The organism is Clostridium fessum (assembly GCF_003024715.1).
In the GTDB taxonomy this organism is placed as follows: Bacteria; Bacillota; Clostridia; order Lachnospirales; family Lachnospiraceae; genus Otoolea; species Otoolea fessa.
In genome coordinates this window covers 956,613-973,952 of record NZ_PYLO01000001.1, presented here as the reverse complement: position 1 = coordinate 973,952, position 17,340 = coordinate 956,613, and the positions used below count along the sequence as shown (strand labels likewise).

The 17,340-nt window shown below is 48.0% G+C and carries 10 protein-coding genes and 3 tRNA genes; 12 read left to right on the top strand and 1 reads right to left on the bottom strand.

The features are described 5' to 3' along the window. The first annotated feature begins 400 nt into the window (after nucleotides 1-400). The 6 genes from rsmH (at nucleotide 401) to C7U56_RS04535 (ending at nucleotide 12,969) form a co-directional block, all read left to right on the top strand. Nucleotides 401-1,459 (top strand): 16S rRNA (cytosine(1402)-N(4))-methyltransferase RsmH, encoded by a 1,059-nt coding sequence (gene rsmH, locus C7U56_RS04565; RefSeq protein WP_107000320.1) that lies wholly within the window; start codon nucleotides 401-403, stop codon nucleotides 1,457-1,459. Between the two features lie 310 nt (nucleotides 1,460-1,769). After that, complete coding sequence (locus tag C7U56_RS04555; RefSeq protein ID WP_107000452.1) at nucleotides 1,770-2,615, top strand: tyrosine-type recombinase/integrase; 846 nt, start codon at nucleotides 1,770-1,772, stop codon at nucleotides 2,613-2,615. Nucleotides 2,616-2,860: 245 nt separating this feature from the next. After that, nucleotides 2,861-3,526, top strand: coding sequence for an AP2/ERF family transcription factor (locus C7U56_RS04550; protein WP_118524622.1), 666 nt, complete (start codon nucleotides 2,861-2,863; stop codon nucleotides 3,524-3,526). Nucleotides 3,527-3,574: 48 nt separating this feature from the next. Continuing rightward, nucleotides 3,575-7,720: a vWA domain-containing protein gene (locus tag C7U56_RS04545; protein WP_181357167.1), complete on the top strand. Its 4,146-nt coding sequence runs from the start codon at nucleotides 3,575-3,577 to the stop codon at nucleotides 7,718-7,720. A 199-nt stretch (nucleotides 7,721-7,919) separates the two neighbouring features. Beyond that, complete coding sequence (gene srtB / locus C7U56_RS04540) at nucleotides 7,920-8,720, top strand: class B sortase (protein WP_181357166.1); 801 nt, start codon at nucleotides 7,920-7,922, stop codon at nucleotides 8,718-8,720. 34 nt (nucleotides 8,721-8,754) lie between these two features. Next, on the top strand, nucleotides 8,755-12,969 hold the full coding sequence (locus C7U56_RS04535; protein WP_181357165.1) for a DUF7601 domain-containing protein: 4,215 nt from the start codon (nucleotides 8,755-8,757) through the stop codon (nucleotides 12,967-12,969). A 105-nt stretch (nucleotides 12,970-13,074) separates the two neighbouring features. Here the strand turns inward: C7U56_RS04535 and C7U56_RS04530 are convergent, their stop codons facing one another. Further along, nucleotides 13,075-13,899, bottom strand: a complete 825-nt coding sequence (locus C7U56_RS04530) for an EFR1 family ferrodoxin (protein ID WP_107000314.1) — start codon at nucleotides 13,897-13,899, stop codon at nucleotides 13,075-13,077. Between the two features lie 362 nt (nucleotides 13,900-14,261). Here C7U56_RS04530 and C7U56_RS04525 point away from each other — a divergent pair, with 362 nt between their 5' ends. From C7U56_RS04525 to C7U56_RS04500, 6 genes are all read left to right on the top strand, one after another. Further along, the gene (locus C7U56_RS04525; RefSeq protein ID WP_107000313.1) at nucleotides 14,262-15,476 is read left to right on the top strand and encodes an L-aspartate oxidase; all 1,215 of its coding nucleotides are present in this window, start codon (nucleotides 14,262-14,264) and stop codon (nucleotides 15,474-15,476) included. Further along, nucleotides 15,442-16,293, top strand: a complete 852-nt coding sequence (nadC, locus tag C7U56_RS04520) for a carboxylating nicotinate-nucleotide diphosphorylase (RefSeq protein WP_107000312.1) — start codon at nucleotides 15,442-15,444, stop codon at nucleotides 16,291-16,293. The genes C7U56_RS04525 and nadC overlap by 35 nt, the downstream gene beginning before the upstream one ends. Before the next feature lie 47 nt (nucleotides 16,294-16,340). Continuing rightward, on the top strand, nucleotides 16,341-16,880 hold the full coding sequence (locus tag C7U56_RS04515) for a transcription repressor NadR (protein WP_333489813.1): 540 nt from the start codon (nucleotides 16,341-16,343) through the stop codon (nucleotides 16,878-16,880). A gap of 187 nt (nucleotides 16,881-17,067) precedes the next feature. Further along, nucleotides 17,068-17,141: transfer RNA gene (locus C7U56_RS04510), tRNA-Arg, on the top strand. Between the two features lie 27 nt (nucleotides 17,142-17,168). Beyond that, nucleotides 17,169-17,242, top strand: a tRNA-His gene (locus tag C7U56_RS04505). A 26-nt stretch (nucleotides 17,243-17,268) separates the two neighbouring features. Beyond that, a tRNA-Gln gene (locus tag C7U56_RS04500) sits at nucleotides 17,269-17,340 on the top strand.

Here is a 17,340-nt window from a genome sequence, read left to right as displayed (position 1 = left end):
TTAGCTAAAAAGGGATTGTATCGTACATCAATGTACGGTATATAATCATTTTATTGAAAGCGGGATGCCGTGTCAAGTATCCAGCCGATGCAAAACACCACACAATTTGTCATACTATGCACGTTGAAAAGGAGTATCCGGGCAGGCAGGAGCGTCAGACATTGGGGAGAATGAGTATTTTATATACAGAAAGATTTGATGGCTCATCTGCAAACATCTGCCCGGAGAAACATTTCAACCAAAACGCCTTTATTGTATACCTATGATGCTGCGTTTTATCTGGAAAAATCAAGAAAGAATTGACATTTGAACGCCTTCCATATATGCTTGAACCAATATGATTTTCGATTTGACAGATGGGAAAATCAATGGAAAATCTAAGCAGATATGGGAGGCTTTTATGGATCAGGAAAATCAGACACCACACAAACGGCGTGTCAGATATAAAGGAAAATATCCAAAGAAATTTGAAGAAAAATATAAAGAGCTGCAGCCGGAGAAGTATCAGGACACGATCCAGCACGTGATTCAGAAGGGAAATACACCAGCGGGCATGCATATTTCCATTATGGTGCAGGAGATTCTGGACTTTTTGCAGATCCAGCCGGGGCAGGTCGGATTTGATGCGACGCTAGGATACGGCGGACATACGAAGGCAATGCTGGCCTGCCTGAAAGGGCAGGGACATATGTATGCGACCGATGTTGATCCGGAGGAATCCGCCAAGACGCGGAAACGCCTGGAAGAAGCGGGCTATGGCGAGGACATGCTTTCAATCCGTCTCCAGAACTTCTGTACAATCGATGAGATTGCCAAAGAAGCGGGTGGTTTTGATTTTATTTTAGCCGATCTGGGCGTGTCTTCGATGCAGATTGACAATCCGAAGCGAGGCTTTTCGTTCAAGGTAGATGGACCGCTGGACCTGCGCCTGAATCAGGAAAAAGGCATCAGCGCCGCCGAGCGCCTTGACACGATCGAGCGTGAGGAGCTGGCGGGCATGCTGTACGAAAATTCAGACGAACCGTACTGCGAGGAGCTGGCAAAAGCGATCACGGATGAGATCCGCCGTGGAAATCGGATCGATACGACCACGAAACTCCGTGAAATCATTGAAAAAACATTGGATTTCCTTCCGGAAAAGGAGAAAAAGGAGACAGTCAAGAAGACCTGTCAGCGTGTTTTCCAGGCGCTCCGGATCGATGTAAACCAGGAATTTGAAGTACTCTATGAGTTTATGGAGAAGCTTCCAAATGCGCTTCGACCGGGCGGACGGGCAGCGATCCTGACCTTCCATTCCGGAGAGGATAAACTGGTGAAAGCGGCGCTCAAAGAGGGATATCGCGCCGGTATCTATAAAGAATATTCCAAAGATGTGGTGCGCCCGTCCGCGCAGGAGTGCGTACAGAACCCGCGTGCCCGCTCGACGAAGATGCGCTGGGCGATCCGGGCGGACGAGTAAAATGAATATAAAAGAAAATATATGAAAAAACAGGGCAGCTGTTCCGAGCAATATGGGAGCGGCTGTCCTGTTTTTATTGTGAAGATCAAAGAGAGTCCATGTGAAAAAATTTCGGGCGCAGTGATGTCTGGTTCTGCAAAAATCCGATTAAAAGAGCAAAAATGTTTTTTTTGCGAGATTTCTGTTTCCGGTGCGTATACTATAAGATTACTTTTCAGAAAATAGAAAAGTGGTCACAGTTGTGAAAGAAAAAACAGCTGCGAAAAAAACAAATCCGCGAGAAAGTTTCGTGAGAAAGAGAGGAAATACATTGAAACAGGAAACACAAAATGAATTGGAACGATTTAGGGATTATTTGAGAGAACAGGAAAAAAGCAGCCACACGATCGAAAAATACTGCAGGGACGTGAGAAAGTTTTTGATGTTTGCTGATGAAGACTGGGATAAAAATACAATTATATCTTTTAAGGAATATCTGCAAGCTCATTATAAAACGTCCAGCGCCAATTCGATGCTTGAGTCTCTGAACAGCTACTTTCATTTTATCGGAAGACAGGAATACTGTGTCCGCACGTTCCGGGTGCAGAAGCGGATTTTCTGTGATGAGAGACAGGAAATGACGCGCAGCGATTATCAAAAGTTAGTTAAGGCGGCGCGGGAGCGCGGCGATGAACGCCTCTGTGCGATATTGCAGACGATCGCGAGCACGGGCATACGAATCAGCGAGCTTTCATATATTACAGCGGAATCGCTGGCACAGGGGGAAGTAGTGATCGACTGTAAGGGAAAACAGCGGGTGATCCTGCTGCCGCAGTCGCTGATGCTGTATCTGACGCAGTACTGCCAGAAGCAGCGGATTGTGAGAGGCAGCATCTTTGTCACAAAAAACGGGCAGGCAGTCCGCAGACAGAATGTGTGGGCGGACATGAAATCCGTCTGCACCGAAGCGGGTGTTCTTCCGAGCAAGGTATATCCGCACAATCTGCGCCATCTGTTTGCCAAGATATTTTATGAGCGCGATCACGATCTGGTCCGTCTGGCAGACTATCTGGGTCACAGCAGCGTGGAAACGACAAGACGTTATACGATCATCAGCAGCCGTGAAGCGTGCCGCAGACAGCTGGAATTAGGTTTGTTGATTGATAGGGAAAATTGACGAAAAACATAATGGGAATTATGTCATGAAATGAAAAAAATCTGCATACATATCTAAATATATGATTTTATTATCAAGTTTATCACTTCTGAGAAAAAATTTCAACCTACAAAGACGTTAAAAAACAGTACTTGAAAGTACAGATATTTTATCCAAAATCCGACAAAAACCTTGCAAATTAAAGAAAAAACAAAACAGGTGGATATGACATAATTCCCATTATGTCAGCCGGGGAGGTGGAGTATGTGAGAGAAGATCTGACGGGGCGCCGGTATGGACGCCTGACCGTCTGCCGGGAGATAAAACAGGCAGAAAAAAGCCGCCGCCATTACTGGCTGTGCCGGTGTGACTGCGGGAAAGAAAAAACCGTGGAGGAGTCCCATCTGAAAACAGGGCATACGAAAAGCTGCGGGTGCTATCGGAAGGAACTTCCGTCCAGTCGGCGGATCGATCTGACAGGTCGTCAGTTCGGACGTTTGAAAGTGCTTGAAGAGGCGGATAATTCCAACCGGACAGGTGAATATTGGAAATGTGTCTGTAGCTGCGGACGCCTGATTGAGGCATCCAAAGAAAGCCTGTGCGCGGGAAAAACCAAGAGCTGTGGGTGCCTGCAGGCGGAGACACGAAAGAAAAACATGAAAAAAGCGATTCATTTTGTAGGCGGAACCTGCCTGGAACGAATCGCCAACCAGAAAAATACGGCAAACAATACAAGCGGCTATCGAGGCGTCTACCAGCGGGAAAATTCCCGGTGGCGGGCAGCGATCGGCTTTCAGGGAAAAGTGTACAACCTTGGAACCTTCGTAAACCTTGAGGATGCGGTGGCAGCGCGGAAAAAAGCAGAAGAGGAATTGTACGAGCCATTTTTGCGGGAACATGGCGTGAAAGCGGTGCAGAATGGAGGTATTTAAATCCGCATAAGGGGACCTGTGTTGATGATAAGACGGGAGGCAAAAAGAATGAAAAAAACGAAGAAAAAGGGGAAAAGTTACAGTCAAGGCTGGTTTGGGCGTCAGTCAAGGCGTTTCATGTCAGTGCTTTTGTGCAGCAGTATGTTGAGCACAAGCGTGGCAAATACAGCCGCATTTGCAGCTGCCACATCCGAAGGAGGGGATGAAAGACAGGAATTTTCATTGGAAAAAGAAGTCCTCAGGCAGGCAATCCGGGATGCTGCTAAAAAAGGAAAGACAGTAAAAGAGGATGCATTTACGTTTTCCGGCGATGAGGCAGAAACCTACGAGGGACTGTTTGAAGAAGGAAATCTATATGAACTGCATCCAGATTTCGAGAAGAAAAACGACCGGCTTACTTTGAAAATGTATGCCCGCTTAGAGGATGAAGAGGACATGGATCAGTATACGATCAGCGGAAATGAAGAAATTATTTTCCTGATGACCAATTCTTCTTCAAAAGAGCGCACCGGACGGATTCTGGTGGATGGAAGAGCCAGCGCATGGATGACGGTTGCGCCATTTGGTGAAGTAAAAAAGCAGGTTGAGCTGGAGACAGAGGAAGCGGTTCCGACCGAGATAGAAAATGAGGTAAAAGAACCGGAAAGTGCAGTTCCGGCAGGAAGTGAAGATATCACAGAAGAGGATACGGCTCTGGAGGACGATGTAAAGGAGCAGGAAAATGCTTCAGATACAGGTAACAATCAAATAAAAGAAGAATCGGAAGCAGCGGATGACAAGAAAGATTTATCGGAACCGGATTCTGAGAACGAGAATGAAAAAGCAGACATGGATGCGTTCGAAACAGATACATCCGATGCAGATACATCGGATTCAGAAAATGACAGCGCCCAGGACGAAGGTTCAGTTCAGGTATCACGTTCGGCTCATTTTTCGATGTTTTTGACTTCAGCTGCAATGGCATCTCCGTCTGATGCAAAAGAAGAAGAGAACGAGAACGATGAAAACGAAAAAAATAAGGCGATTGTAGGCGACGAAGCAGAAGAAGACAATTTCGAACGCATTCTGGGGGATTCATATGAAACGGTAGGCATTAAGAATGCATCCGCAGCCGCATTTGTAACTTCCGCGATGGAGCTTGGTCTGACAGACGTAGCTGTTTTGTCGGCAGTGGAAGTGGAAGAAATTCCACACTGGCAGATTTCGAAGTCTAAAAAAGCTACCAATCTGGACGAAAATTTTGAATCCCAGGTAACACTTTCCCTTCCGTCAGCGGAGGAAAAACTGGAAAATGACATTGTGTTTGTGCTGGATAAATCTACCAGCGTGCAGCTGGAAAATGAGGCGTTAGAGATGCTTAAGGAGCTGCAGGCGCAGGCAAAGGAAAATGGCGCAAAAGTAAAGGTTGGAGTCGTTATTTTCAATAAAGAAGCGCACAAGTCTGACTTTATGGATTTGGGAACCCAGTATGATGCGATTGCGGCAGCGATCCGTGAGAATATTAGCAGCGGAACGAATCTTTCGGCTGGAATCCTTGCAGGCAAGAAAATGCTGGATGAGGATACGCAGGTGGCAGCAGGAAGAAAGAGCCTGGTGCTTTTAAGCGATGGCATTACCTATATTTTTGGGGAAAAACCGACGGCGGTTGCCTGGGGATTTGAGAATGATGGTTCAGAACATTCCTGGGCGGGACCGGATAACTGGATTCTTAAATATGGGAATAATAAAGCATTATCGGAGGATGAGTGGAACGAGCGCCTGGGTACAATCAAAGCGCAGATGGATGCACAGGGCGATGAATTTGACCATTCATATGAGCCAGGAGATTTAACGCCATGTACCCCACCTGATGAAGGAAAAAAATATGCCAATAGCGTTGATAAAGCGCTCTATCTTTCCTATGAGGCATATCTGGAAGCGGCGAAGGAACAGTATCACTGCTATGCGATGCCGATTGGTTCATCTGCTGGTGAAAGCTATCCATGGGGACCGAGCTTTGTGAAATATCTGGCAGACGGAAAAACGGTAAGTTTTGAAGATATCAAAAATGATATCCTTTATGCCGTCGATCGGGACTCGACTGTGGAAGATTATATGGGTTGGGTCAAGGATGACTACAATTTTGACTTAAAGAGCATCGACCGTCTGACTGTTGGCGGCAGGGAGCTTTCTAAATGGAAAGATGGAAATACCGTTTATTTTGGAAATGAAGACGTGAATGCAGCTCAATATCGTTTTAAGGTGGAATACGATCCGTCGGATAAGGAAGGAGGAGAACATTTCATCTGGACGATGAATGAGGCGGTAAAAAATAATGAACCGGTGCAGCTGACCTATACGGTAAAACTGGTAAATCCGAAGAACAATCCAGGAGAATCGTATGGACGGTACGATGAAGACGGAAGCGAAGAGTATGATGGACTTTATACGAACCAGAAAGCAGTGCTGCATCCGGTTGGAAGCGATCAGGAAAAAGGAAAAACGGAAGTATTTTCGAAACCGACTGTATCATATACGATTCCGGGAGGAGAACTTCCGACGATTCCAGAGGGAGGAACTTCTAAATCGAAGACAGCGGAACAGCTGGATGAAAATTTTAAGTCTCAAGTGGCTTTGTCCTTGCCGTCAGCGGAGGAGCAGCTGGTAAGTGATGTGGTGCTTGTCTTAGATAAATCAACCAGCATGGGACTGAAAGAGCAGGCATTGGAAATGCTTCAGAACCTCAAGAAAGAAGTGCAGGAAAAGGGAGCAAAGGTCAAAGTGGGAGTAGTGCTCTTTAACAAGGAAGCGCATACGGATGGATTTATGGATCTGGAGACCCAATATGAGGCGATTGAAGCAGCCATTTGTCAGGAAATTAAGAGTGGAACCAATCTTCACGCAGGTATTTTAGCAGGTAAATCAATGTTAGACCAGGATACAGGAGTGGCAGATGAACGCAAGACACTGGTAGTTGTCAGTGATGGTATTACCTATATGTTTAATGAGAATCCGACGGCGGTTGCCTGGGGATTTATGGCAGATTCTCCGAAACATTTTGCAGGACCGGATAACTGGAAATCCAAGTATGGAAATAATCAGGCACCGACGGACTGGAATGCATGGCTGACCGACATAGGAGCCAGACTTTCAGAGCAGAAGGATACACACGACTATCCATATGGAACGGAACCGGATGCATCGCTTATTACACCGGTGGAGGAAGCAGGAAATTATGTGAATTCGATCGATAAGGCATTATATCTTTCATACGAGGCGTACGCACAGGCAGCTTCGGAAGGATATCACTGCTATGCGATGCCGATTACGCCGCCCGGAACGGCAAGTAACTATGAGTGGGGAATGAGTTTCATGCGGTACCTCGCGAATGGAAAGCAGGTTTCATTTGAAAGTATAGAAAATGATATTTTGTATGCCGTTGATAAAGGTTCTGTTGTGAAAGATTATATGGGCTATGTGAAAGAGGATTATAACTTTGATTTCGATCACTTAGACCAGCTGACAGTAGGGGGAAAAGCGCTTTCTATGTATCAGGAGGGCAACACTTGGTATTTTGGAGACGGAGAACCGGGACCGCAGAATTATCGTTTTAAAGTGGTATATGACGCGGGAAATAAGGCAGAGACAGAGATGTTTACCTGGTATATAAATGAACCAGTTTCAAACTTTGCACCGGTGCAGCTGACCTATACCGTAAAACTGATAAACCCAAAGACGGCGGATGGAACCTATGGAAAATATGACCGGGACGGCAGCCAGCACTATGAAGGGCTCTATACCAATCAGGAGGCGGTCCTGTATCCGGTAGACAGCCGTGGAAATGAGTATCGGCCAGAAGAATTCCCGAAGCCGACCGTATCATATGTGGTAGAACATGGAAGCCAGGAACCGGGACCTGATCCTAACCCGACCCCGAATCCAGGCAATAACGGAGGCGGAAGCCACGGCGGTCACGGCGGCGGAAGTAGTTCTGGCAGTAAAAAGTCTTCGACCACAACCGCGTCGGGACCGGCAGCACAGCCGACGGAACCGGTTACGCCGGTTGTACCAGAACCTCAGCCGGTTGTACCGGCAGAAGGACTTCCGAAGACCGGGGATACGGATCGGATGGATGTGCCGATGGCTCTGCTGGCAATTGGAATGATGGCAGCAGCTTATGTATTAATGACGGGCAGAAAAAAGACGGAAGAGTAAGACGAGACATAGAAAAATAAAAATTGCCCGGTTATAAGAGCAGGTTTTTAGGGCGGCGCCAGAAATAATGGCGCTGTCCTAAAACTATGCTGTTATCTGTTTCGTTTTGTATGCAAATTAATACATCATTTATAAAAATATATAATTTGCTTAACAAATAAAGGCGCAGAACGTTTCACGGGCAAAGATGGAGGGAACGATGCAAAAGTGGACACGGAAAGCAGCGGCTGTGATAGCTGTCATCTGTCTGGCGTTCGGTACAGCGGGGGTGGCAATGCATAAATGGGATGAAATGCGTCAGGAGAAGGCGCATGAAGAGCTGACCGCTCAGGTTGTGGGAATGTCGGAAGCAGGGACGACAGGAGAAACAATGCCGGAGAAAAAAGTGCCAGAAGTGGAAAATGAGATAGATGAGACGGATGCAATAAAGGAGACAGAATATGTGTCAGCAATTGATTTCGCAGTGCTGGATTCCCAGAATCCGGACGTCGTTGCCTGGATTCAGATTCCGGGAACACAGATCAATTATCCGGTGGTTCAGGGGAAGGACAATGATTATTACCTGCACCGTGACCTGAACGGGCAGAAGAGCACGGCGGGCACGATTTTTCTGGACTATGCCGATCAGGCAGATTTTTCGTCCCTGCATAATGTGCTGTACGGCCATCACATGAAGAATGGAAGTATGTTTAAGGACATTTCCAGATACAAGGATCAGGGCTATTTCGATCAGCATTCAGAAATCGTTCTTTATACGCCGGAGCGGGAGATTCATTTAAAAGCCCTGGCGGCTGTCTGCACATCGCCGGATGCGATCCGCCGGAAAACGGAGTTTGCATCGGGAGAAGAATTTGCGTCATATATTCAGCAGATGACAGCGGGCGCGAGCGCGTCCGCGCCGGTCGAGGGGACGATCGTGCGTTTGTATTCATTTGTGACATGCAGCTATGAATTTAACAATGCCCGGACAATTCTATATGCGTATGAGGCGGCAGAATAGAATGGGAAATAGATCTATAACAGGAGGTAAGAATATGAAGAAGTTAGAGACAAAGGGGAGGAGCCGGAAACAGAGGCATCATTTGTTTCATAAAGAAATGAAGCAGATGAAGCGTCTTTTGTCGGTCTGTTTGTGCACCAGTATGATCAGTACCAGTATTGGAAGTACGACGGCGCTGGCAGCAACGGCTCCGCTGTTGGAAAAGAATGAGGCGGAAGAAGAAAATCAGAATTTTGTCCTGGATCAGGAAGAGCTGAGTGAGGTACTATTAAAAGCGGTGAAAGGAAAACCGGTCAAGGAAGATGCCCTAACCTTTGAGGGAGAAGAATCAGAAGCGTATGAGACACTGTTTCAGGAAGATGGTTCCCTCTTTGAATTGCATCCGGATGTGAAAGCACCGGACGGAAAGGTAAATTTAAAGGTCTATGCGAGACTGGATGAAAAAGAGGATCTGGATCATTATACGATCACGGGCGAGGAAGAAATTTTATTTCTGCTGTTAAATCGTTCTTCTGAGAAAGAATATGGGCAGATAGAGGTAGATGGAAAACGAAGCGGAAAAGTTTCGATTCTCTCATCTAAAGAGTTAAAGAAGCAGATCCAGGATGAAGAAATGGAAGCAAGCGAAGAAACGGGAGTTTCCATTTCGAATGGTGCGGAAGAAAAATCAAATAAAACGGCTGGAGAGTCTGAGAAGAAAGAAAATGTAAAAGAGACAGATTCGCAGGAACCAGAAAAAGAGAATCCGGTGGAAACTCCGGAAAAGGTGGACAAGTTAGAGAACCCGGCAAGTGAACCGGAAAAAGGTTCAGAGGCGGAAAATCCGGCGAATAAAGCAGAAAACGGGGCAGAAGCAGAGAACCCGGCAAACGAGCCGGAAAAGAGTCAGGAAGCAGGCTCGGGTGCGGGTGATGCGGGAAAAACAGGTACCCCAGAAGAAAAGGACAGTCAGCCGGATGCAGATTCGGGCTCAGAAAATGAAAAGAATGATTCTGCAGGCAGCGAAGCAGGGGACGTGGCGCAGGTATCGCGATCGGATCATTTTAAGATGTTTCTGACAGCGGCACCGGCGACGGCGAGCGAGATACAGACGGAAGATGAGACATCGGAGAAAGAAACGAATACAGCCGACCAGCCGGATGCGGAGACGGAAGTCGAGATAGAAGACGGAGCAGAGCGGCTAGAGGGCGAGACATATGAGAGCGTTCTTCTTAAAAATACGGCAGCTACTGCATTCGTGACGACCGCTGCAGAGCTGGGACTTTCCGGCAGTGTGGATGATGCGGTCTACACGGTCAATACAGATTCTGCTGTACTTACCCTGACGGTACCGGCGGGTGCGTTTGAAGAAAAAGTAAAGCTGAAAGCAGAAGAGATCAAGGACGGAAGCGAAGAACATCAGACATTGAGCGATCAGATCCATGAAGAAGGATACCGCGCGGATTCCTTTACAGCCTTTGATGTGAAATTTGTAAACGAGGCAGGAGAGGAAGTCGAGCCATCCGAAGAAGTCAAGGTCAGCATTCAGTTTAAAAAGAATGCAGTTGAAAGTGAGACAGGAGAAAATCTGGAAGAGACAAAAATCCTGCATATCCATGAGGATGTCATCACAGAACTTTCTGAGGTTGAAATCCAGGATAGCACAGAGGACAGTGAAAAAACAGCAAAACTGACCTTTGGCGTCAACGAATTTTCTATTCTGCTGGCTTTAAACGAGGCAGCTGCCGGTGTGGCAGAGGTAAATGGGGCAGCGTATGATACGCTGGAAGCTGCGTTCGCGGCAGCAGATGATAGGGATACGGTGAAGGTGCTGAAAAACTGTGGACTGTCAAATGCTGTTTCAGTTGATAAAGCTCTTACACTTGATTTGAATGGAAAAGTAGTAAAAGTAAAAATAGTTCCGGAAGCAAAAGCAAAACAGACAATCAGTGCATTTGCGGTTGCGGAATCGGGAACCTTTACGGTTTTGAATGGTCTGCTTGGCGGAAGCGGCAAGGGTGCAGATAACCGTGCGATCGAGGCAAACGGCGGAACAGTCATTCTGAGGAATACGATTCTGGCAGGTTTTCAGGCGTTATCTGGAAACGGCGGCGCTGTTTTGATGAATGGAGGTACGCTGGAAGCAGAGAAATGTAATTTCGGTTATTTTACAAGAGAAGATAATAATTACAAAGAATATAGTGGACAGGGAAATTTCGCCCAGAGCGGAGGTGCTGTCTATACTTCTCAGGCAGCGGTTAAAATGGAGAAGTGTAATTTGTTTTATAACAGCGCGATTGATATGACAGGAACGACTGGACAGTATTGGTTTGGCGGCGGTGCGCTTTTTGCAGATCGCGGAACGGTGACACTGAATGAAAATTATTTCTTCTCTAATACATCTAAGGATTATGGTGGAGCAATCCATCTGGATGCGGTGCAGACGGCAGAATTGACAGGCAACCGGATTCGGAATTCACATGCTTATAACCATCGGATTACAGAGATGGCAGCCAGAGGCGGCGATGGCGGTGCGATTTACAGCCGTATATCGAAAACAGTTACATTGAAGAACAATGTCATTACAGAAAATGGCAGCATGGGAAATGGCGCCGGGCTGTGGGTACTTGGAGCGGCTGATTGTGTTCTGACATTGGAAGGAAATACCATTGCTAAGAATGAAGCGGGTCAGCGTGGCGGCGGTATGAAGCTGAATATGGATAAGAACAGCCAGGTGAATTTAATCAGTGGTTTGATCAGTGAAAATAGATCGTCTGGCTTTGGCGGCGGAATTGATTACACGAATCACGAGAATCCAACGCTTCATCTTACGAATGTTCTGATAACAGGAAATCGGGCATCGCGTGGTGCAGGAATCTGGGCGTGCCCGACCTCTGAGACAGAGGTTTATTCAACTTTGGGCGGCGCTTTTTATGGAAATAAGGCAACTGGGAAGACAGGCGGCATTTCCTATTCTTATGAAGCATCAGGAGATGAGATCCGCTATGAAGGAACCGATACACCGGATAAGTTCTCGATTCAGAGCAACCCGCCGAGCGCAACTACCCACATTTCTGTTTCCGGTCGTTCTCTGGGCGGCGGTGTGATCAGATGGTATTCTGATGAGGCGGAAAATCGCTATCAGGCTGGAAATCCAGAAGCGGATCCGGCTATTTATACCAATACAAATAAGTCATTTGGTTTACATGGAGAGTTGAGTGAGGAGCACCAGAAATTGGCGTCTTCGGAGGCGCAGCTTGTTATCAGTGACAATGTTTCCAAGCGTGGCGGCGGTATTGCAACGAACAGTCCAGTCGTGATTGGTATGGAATATGCAGATGTGGCGGTAGAAGTAACCAAAAAATGGACCGAAGAAACTCATCCAGACCACGTGTACGTGGATCTCTACCGCGTAGGCGATACGAGCGGTGAAAAAGTGAAGCTCGACAGTCACGCAGAACTAAATGCGGAGAATAACTGGTCGGCGTCGTTTGAGGATCTTCCGTCAAAATGCGTTTCGAATGGAGAGGTGGAAGATTGTCACTATATTGTGGAAGAAGAAACGCTGGAAGGATGGAAGGGAAGTTCCAGTACAGAATATGACAAGGAAAACAAAACCTATCACATTACACTGACCAATGCACCAATCCGGTACGGCAGCCTGACGGTTTCCAAAGAGGTCACCGGAAGCGGAGACAAGGAAAAAGCGTTCACGTTTAAAGTAACCTTGCAGGGCGGCACTGCATTGAACGGAAATTATGGCGATATGGAATTTGTCGATAATGTAGCAACATTTACATTAAAGCACGGCGAGAGCAAGTCAGCAGCCGGTCTTCCGGAGGGAACTGCTTACACGGTGGAAGAGAGCGGAAATGAAGGCTATACCGTGACGAAAACAGGAGATGTAGGAACAATCGCTGGTGGAGAAACAGCAGTTGTAAAATTTGTCAATGCCATGAGCGGAGGCGATAATCCAACTCCAACACCAGATCCGACCCCGGATCATAATGGCGGTGGAGGTCATGGTGGTCACGGCGGTGGAAGTGGTTCTGGCAGTAAAAAGTCTTCGACCACAACCGCGTCTGGTCCGGCAGCAGAACCGACCGAACCGGTTACACCGGTTGAACCAGAACCTCAGCCGGTCGTACCGGAAGAGGGACTTCCGAAGACTGGAGAGGATCAGATGAATGTGCCGATGACTGCACTTACAGTCGGAATGATGGCAGCAGCCTATGTATTAATGACAGGAAGAAAAAAGACAGAGGAATAGAACGAGACATAGAAAAATAAAGACTCCACGGTCATAAAAGCAGGTTGATAGGGCGGCACCGGTAAAATGGTGCCGCCCTAAAACTATGCTGGAATGTGGCTAGCTTTAGATAAAATACTCCGCCTCACTTCTGCGTGTATAGTTCTGCTCCAGCATCGCAACGTGGGACAGAAAAGCCTCGTTGTCGAAGTATTTGGCGCCAGCTGGGCAGGCTTTGATGCAGTCCTGGCACTTGATGCAGATACCGGTACAGGTGTCCGGTGCATCCGCCGGGATAGAACCCATCGGACAGACTGTTGCACAGATGCCGCATCCGGTACATTTTTCCAGATCAGTAACTGGTTTGGCTTTCAGGAAGACAGCCGGTTTTCCGTCGGTGCCGAGCGGTGTGTAATATGGTCCGACCGGATCATCGCCGCGCACGGCAATCGGAGCTGGGATTTCGGTCAGGGAAGTGATCTTTTCAGCTGCTTTGATGCCGAATGCATGGATCTGTGCGAGATCATCTGCATCTGGACGTCCGGTTGCCAGCTTGTCGCTGAATACGTGCTCGGTCGGGATACCGGCACCCGCAATGGTGTGGAAACCGTGCGCCTCTAATTCATTGCGAAGCTCGATGAGCCCATTGTCGAAGTTGCGGTTTCCGAAGACAGCCACCGGAACGGCGAGCGCGCCATTTCCCTCAAAATGGGTCTGTACAAATGGGAGCATCTTGTTCGGGATGCGTCCCGCGTAGACCGGGGTGCCGATGACGAGCAGATCGTCTGCCCCATATGTATGAACTTTTTCGCGGCTTTCCGGCAGCGTGAAATCATAGGAATCCATCGGGACGCCGAGTGTATCCGCGATGGCCTGCGCCAGCGTGGTAACAACCTTTTTCGCGTTGCCGGTCGGGCTGAAATAGACTGCGTGTACGTGATTGATTTTCATGAAAATACCTTCTCTTCATATGTTTAAATTTAATTCGGCAAAAACCTTATTATAGTAGGTATTTTAATGGATTTATGGTGGACTGTCAATGAAACTGGAGTTTTTTGGTTACTGGGCACGTATGCGTGAATAGTAATATGTTTTTTGCAGAATCGCCCAAAATATCATTACATATGTCTTGTCACATGAAAAAATATGTGCTATACTGGTGCGGATGCACAAATGAAGTTTTGGATTGAAAGAGAACTCTGTTTGCGATAGGAGCATAGAGTGGCAGATAGTATTTTGCGATTTGAAGGCTGAACTATCTGCAGGATAAAAAGATAAGTGCAAACGTATGGTATAGAAAGGAAGGCAACAAAATGGTCTGGGAGGAAAATTATGATGTGGTCATCGTCGGGTGTGGCGTAGGCGGTCTGTACACCGCTTTAAACCTGCCGTCGGAAGACCGGATCTTAATGATTTGCAAGGAAGATATAGAGAGCTGTGATTCCATGCTGGCGCAGGGAGGTATCTGCGTGCTGCGGGATGAGACGGATTATGATGCGTATTTTGAGGACACGATGCGCGCGGGACACTACGAGAACCGCAAGGAGAGTGTGGATATCATGATCCGTTCCAGCCGGGATGTGATAAATAATCTGCTGAAATTAGGCGTAGGGTTTGACAAAAATCCAGATGGCAGTTTAAAATATACAAAGGAGGGCGCGCATTCGCAGCCGCGTATCTGTTTCCATGAGGACATCACGGGAAAAGAGATCACGACGACCCTGCAGACGCGTGTAAAAGAACTTCCGAATGTAGAAATTCGGGAATATACCGTTATGACAGATATTTTGGTTGAAAATGGTATCTGCACCGGTATTCTGGCAAAGAATGCAGCCGGCGATATTTTAAAGCTCCATGCGAAAGACACGGTTCTGGCGACCGGCGGCATCGGCGGGCTTTACAAGCATTCGACGAACTTCCCGAGCCTGACGGGCGATGGACTGGATGTGGCAAAGAAACACGGCGTGCGTCTGGAGCATCTCGATTATGTCCAGATTCATCCGACCAGCCTGTACAGCAAGAAGCCGGGACGCAGCTTCCTGATTTCAGAATCGACCCGCGGCGAGGGGGCAGTTCTGTTAAATGGAAAGGGCGAGCGCTTTGTCGATGAGCTTCTGCCGCGTGATGTGGTGACGCAGGCGATCGAGAAGGAGATGGAAAAAGAAGGCAGCGATCATGTATGGCTGTCGTTTAAGGCAGTTCCGGAGGAGACGATCCGGAACCATTTTCCGCACATTTATGAGGAGTGCTTAAAAGAGGGCTACGATATCACGAAGGAACCGGCTCCGGTCGTACCGGCGCAGCATTATTTTATGGGCGGTATCTATGTCGATCATTTCTCCGAGACGACGATGGACCACCTGTATGCGGTTGGTGAGACGAGCTGCAACGGCGTACACGGAAAGAACCGGCTTGCCAGCAACAGTCTGCTGGAAAGCCTTGTATTTGCAGAGAGAGCGGCAGGCAAGATCGCCGGACGGGAGGACGAAGAGTATGAATCCAATTACGATGCAGCTTGTTGCGGATGAGTATATCCGCATGGCGTTAAAGGAAGATATCAACAGTGAGGACGTTTCGACGAACGCGGTCATGCCGGAATACCGCAAGGGCGAGGTACAACTCTTAGCCAAGGCAGACGGTATTATCGCCGGTTTACAGGTGTTTGAGCGCGTGTTTAAACTTCTGGACGAGGCGACCGAGACAAAATTTGAGGTAAAAGACGGGGATACCGTCACAAAAGGGCAGTTTTTAGGCGTGATCACCGGCGACATCCGGGTGCTTCTTTCCGGCGAGCGGACGGCGCTCAACTATTTACAGCGGATGAGCGGCATTGCGACCTATACGAATCAGGTGGCGAAGCTTTTAGAAGGAACGAAGACGACGCTTTTAGATACGCGCAAGACGACCCCGTGTATGCGTGTATTTGAAAAATATGCGGTCAAGGTTGGCGGCGGCAGCAACCACCGTTACAACTTATCGGACGGCGTGATGCTCAAGGATAACCATATCGACGCAGCCGGCGGAGTTAAGGCGGCGGTTGAGGCGGCGAAGAAATATGCCCCGTTTGTCCGCAAGATCGAGGTGGAGACGGAAAATCTCGATATGGTGCGCGAGGCAGTGGAAGCGGGCGCTGATATTATCATGCTGGACAATATGACCCCGGACGAGATGGCGGAGGCGATCCGCATCATCGACGGACGCGCCGAGACGGAGTGTTCCGGAAATATGACGAAGGAAAATATCGCAACGATCACGAAATTAGGCGTAGATTATGTGTCCAGCGGCGCGCTGACGCACTCGGCACCAATTCTGGATCTGAGCCTCAAACATCTGCGGGCATTATAAAAATTTAAAAACTAAGAAAGGACAGGGAAAACAGGATGGAAACAACGATGACAGGAGTACAGCGGAGAAAGAAAATACTGGAAATGCTGGGACAGTCATCCACACCGCTTTCCGGCGGGGCGCTGGGGCGGGCAGTCGGCGTGAGCCGTCAGGTGGTGGTGCAGGATATCGCGCTTCTGCGTACCGAGGGACACCCTGTCCTTGCGACTGCCCGCGGTTATGTGCTGGAGGTGCCGCACCAGACGGAACGCCTCTTTAAAATGTGCCATACGACCGAGCAGACGCGCGAAGAGCTGAATACGATTGTTGATCTGGGCGGCGAGGTGCTGGATGTCATGGTCAACCACCGCATCTATGGAAAGGTATCGGCGCCGTTAAATATCCGCAGCCGCCGCGATGTTGAGGCATTTGTGGAAAATATCCGGACTGGGCGTTCCACGCCGCTTTTAAACGTGACATCGGGCTATCATTTCCATCACGTGGCTGCCGATCAGGAGGAGATTCTCGACGAGATCGAGGCAGCGCTGCGGGAAAAGGGATTTCTGGCGGACTTCCTGTCATACGAGCAGGAAGAGGTGGAAAAATAGGGGGAAAGTCAAAAGAAATGAATTTTTGAAATTATTTTAAAAAATATGAAATTTCCTGTTGACATTCTTTTTCAAATGTTATATACTATCTTTGCTGTCGATGAGACAGACAAGCAGTTGGCTGAAAGGTCAGGTGCGGGAAAGGTTACAGTGCCGGATAAAGCGGTCAGAATCGCAAAATGAATATGAGTCTGTAGCTCAGCTGGATAGAGCAACGGCCTTCTAAGCCGTGGGTCGGGGGTTCGAATCCCTTCAGGCTCGTCGAATCTGTTTCGACAGATTCCTATGGTGGATATAGCGCAGTTGGTTAGCGCGCCAGATTGTGGCTCTGGAGGCCTAGGGTTCGAATCCCTATATCCACCTTCCTTTTAAAAGGATCTTTTGCTGATGGGCTATCGCCAAGCGGTAAGGCACAGGACTTTGACTCCTGCATTCGTTGGTCCGAATCCAACTAGCCCAG

Coding starts and splice junctions, on each gene's coding strand:
- rsmH (WP_107000320.1), top strand. CDS start 401: ATGGATCAGGAAAATCAGACACCACACAAACGGCGTGTCAGATATAAA.
- C7U56_RS04545 (WP_181357167.1), top strand. CDS start 3,575: ATGAAAAAAACGAAGAAAAAGGGGAAAAGTTACAGTCAAGGCTGGTTT.
- srtB (WP_181357166.1), top strand. CDS start 7,920: ATGCAAAAGTGGACACGGAAAGCAGCGGCTGTGATAGCTGTCATCTGT.
- C7U56_RS04535 (WP_181357165.1), top strand. CDS start 8,755: ATGAAGAAGTTAGAGACAAAGGGGAGGAGCCGGAAACAGAGGCATCAT.
- C7U56_RS04530 (WP_107000314.1), bottom strand. CDS start 13,899: ATGAAAATCAATCACGTACACGCAGTCTATTTCAGCCCGACCGGCAAC.
- C7U56_RS04525 (WP_107000313.1), top strand. CDS start 14,262: ATGGTCTGGGAGGAAAATTATGATGTGGTCATCGTCGGGTGTGGCGTA.
- nadC (WP_107000312.1), top strand. CDS start 15,442: ATGAATCCAATTACGATGCAGCTTGTTGCGGATGAGTATATCCGCATG.
- C7U56_RS04515 (WP_333489813.1), top strand. CDS start 16,341: ATGACAGGAGTACAGCGGAGAAAGAAAATACTGGAAATGCTGGGACAG.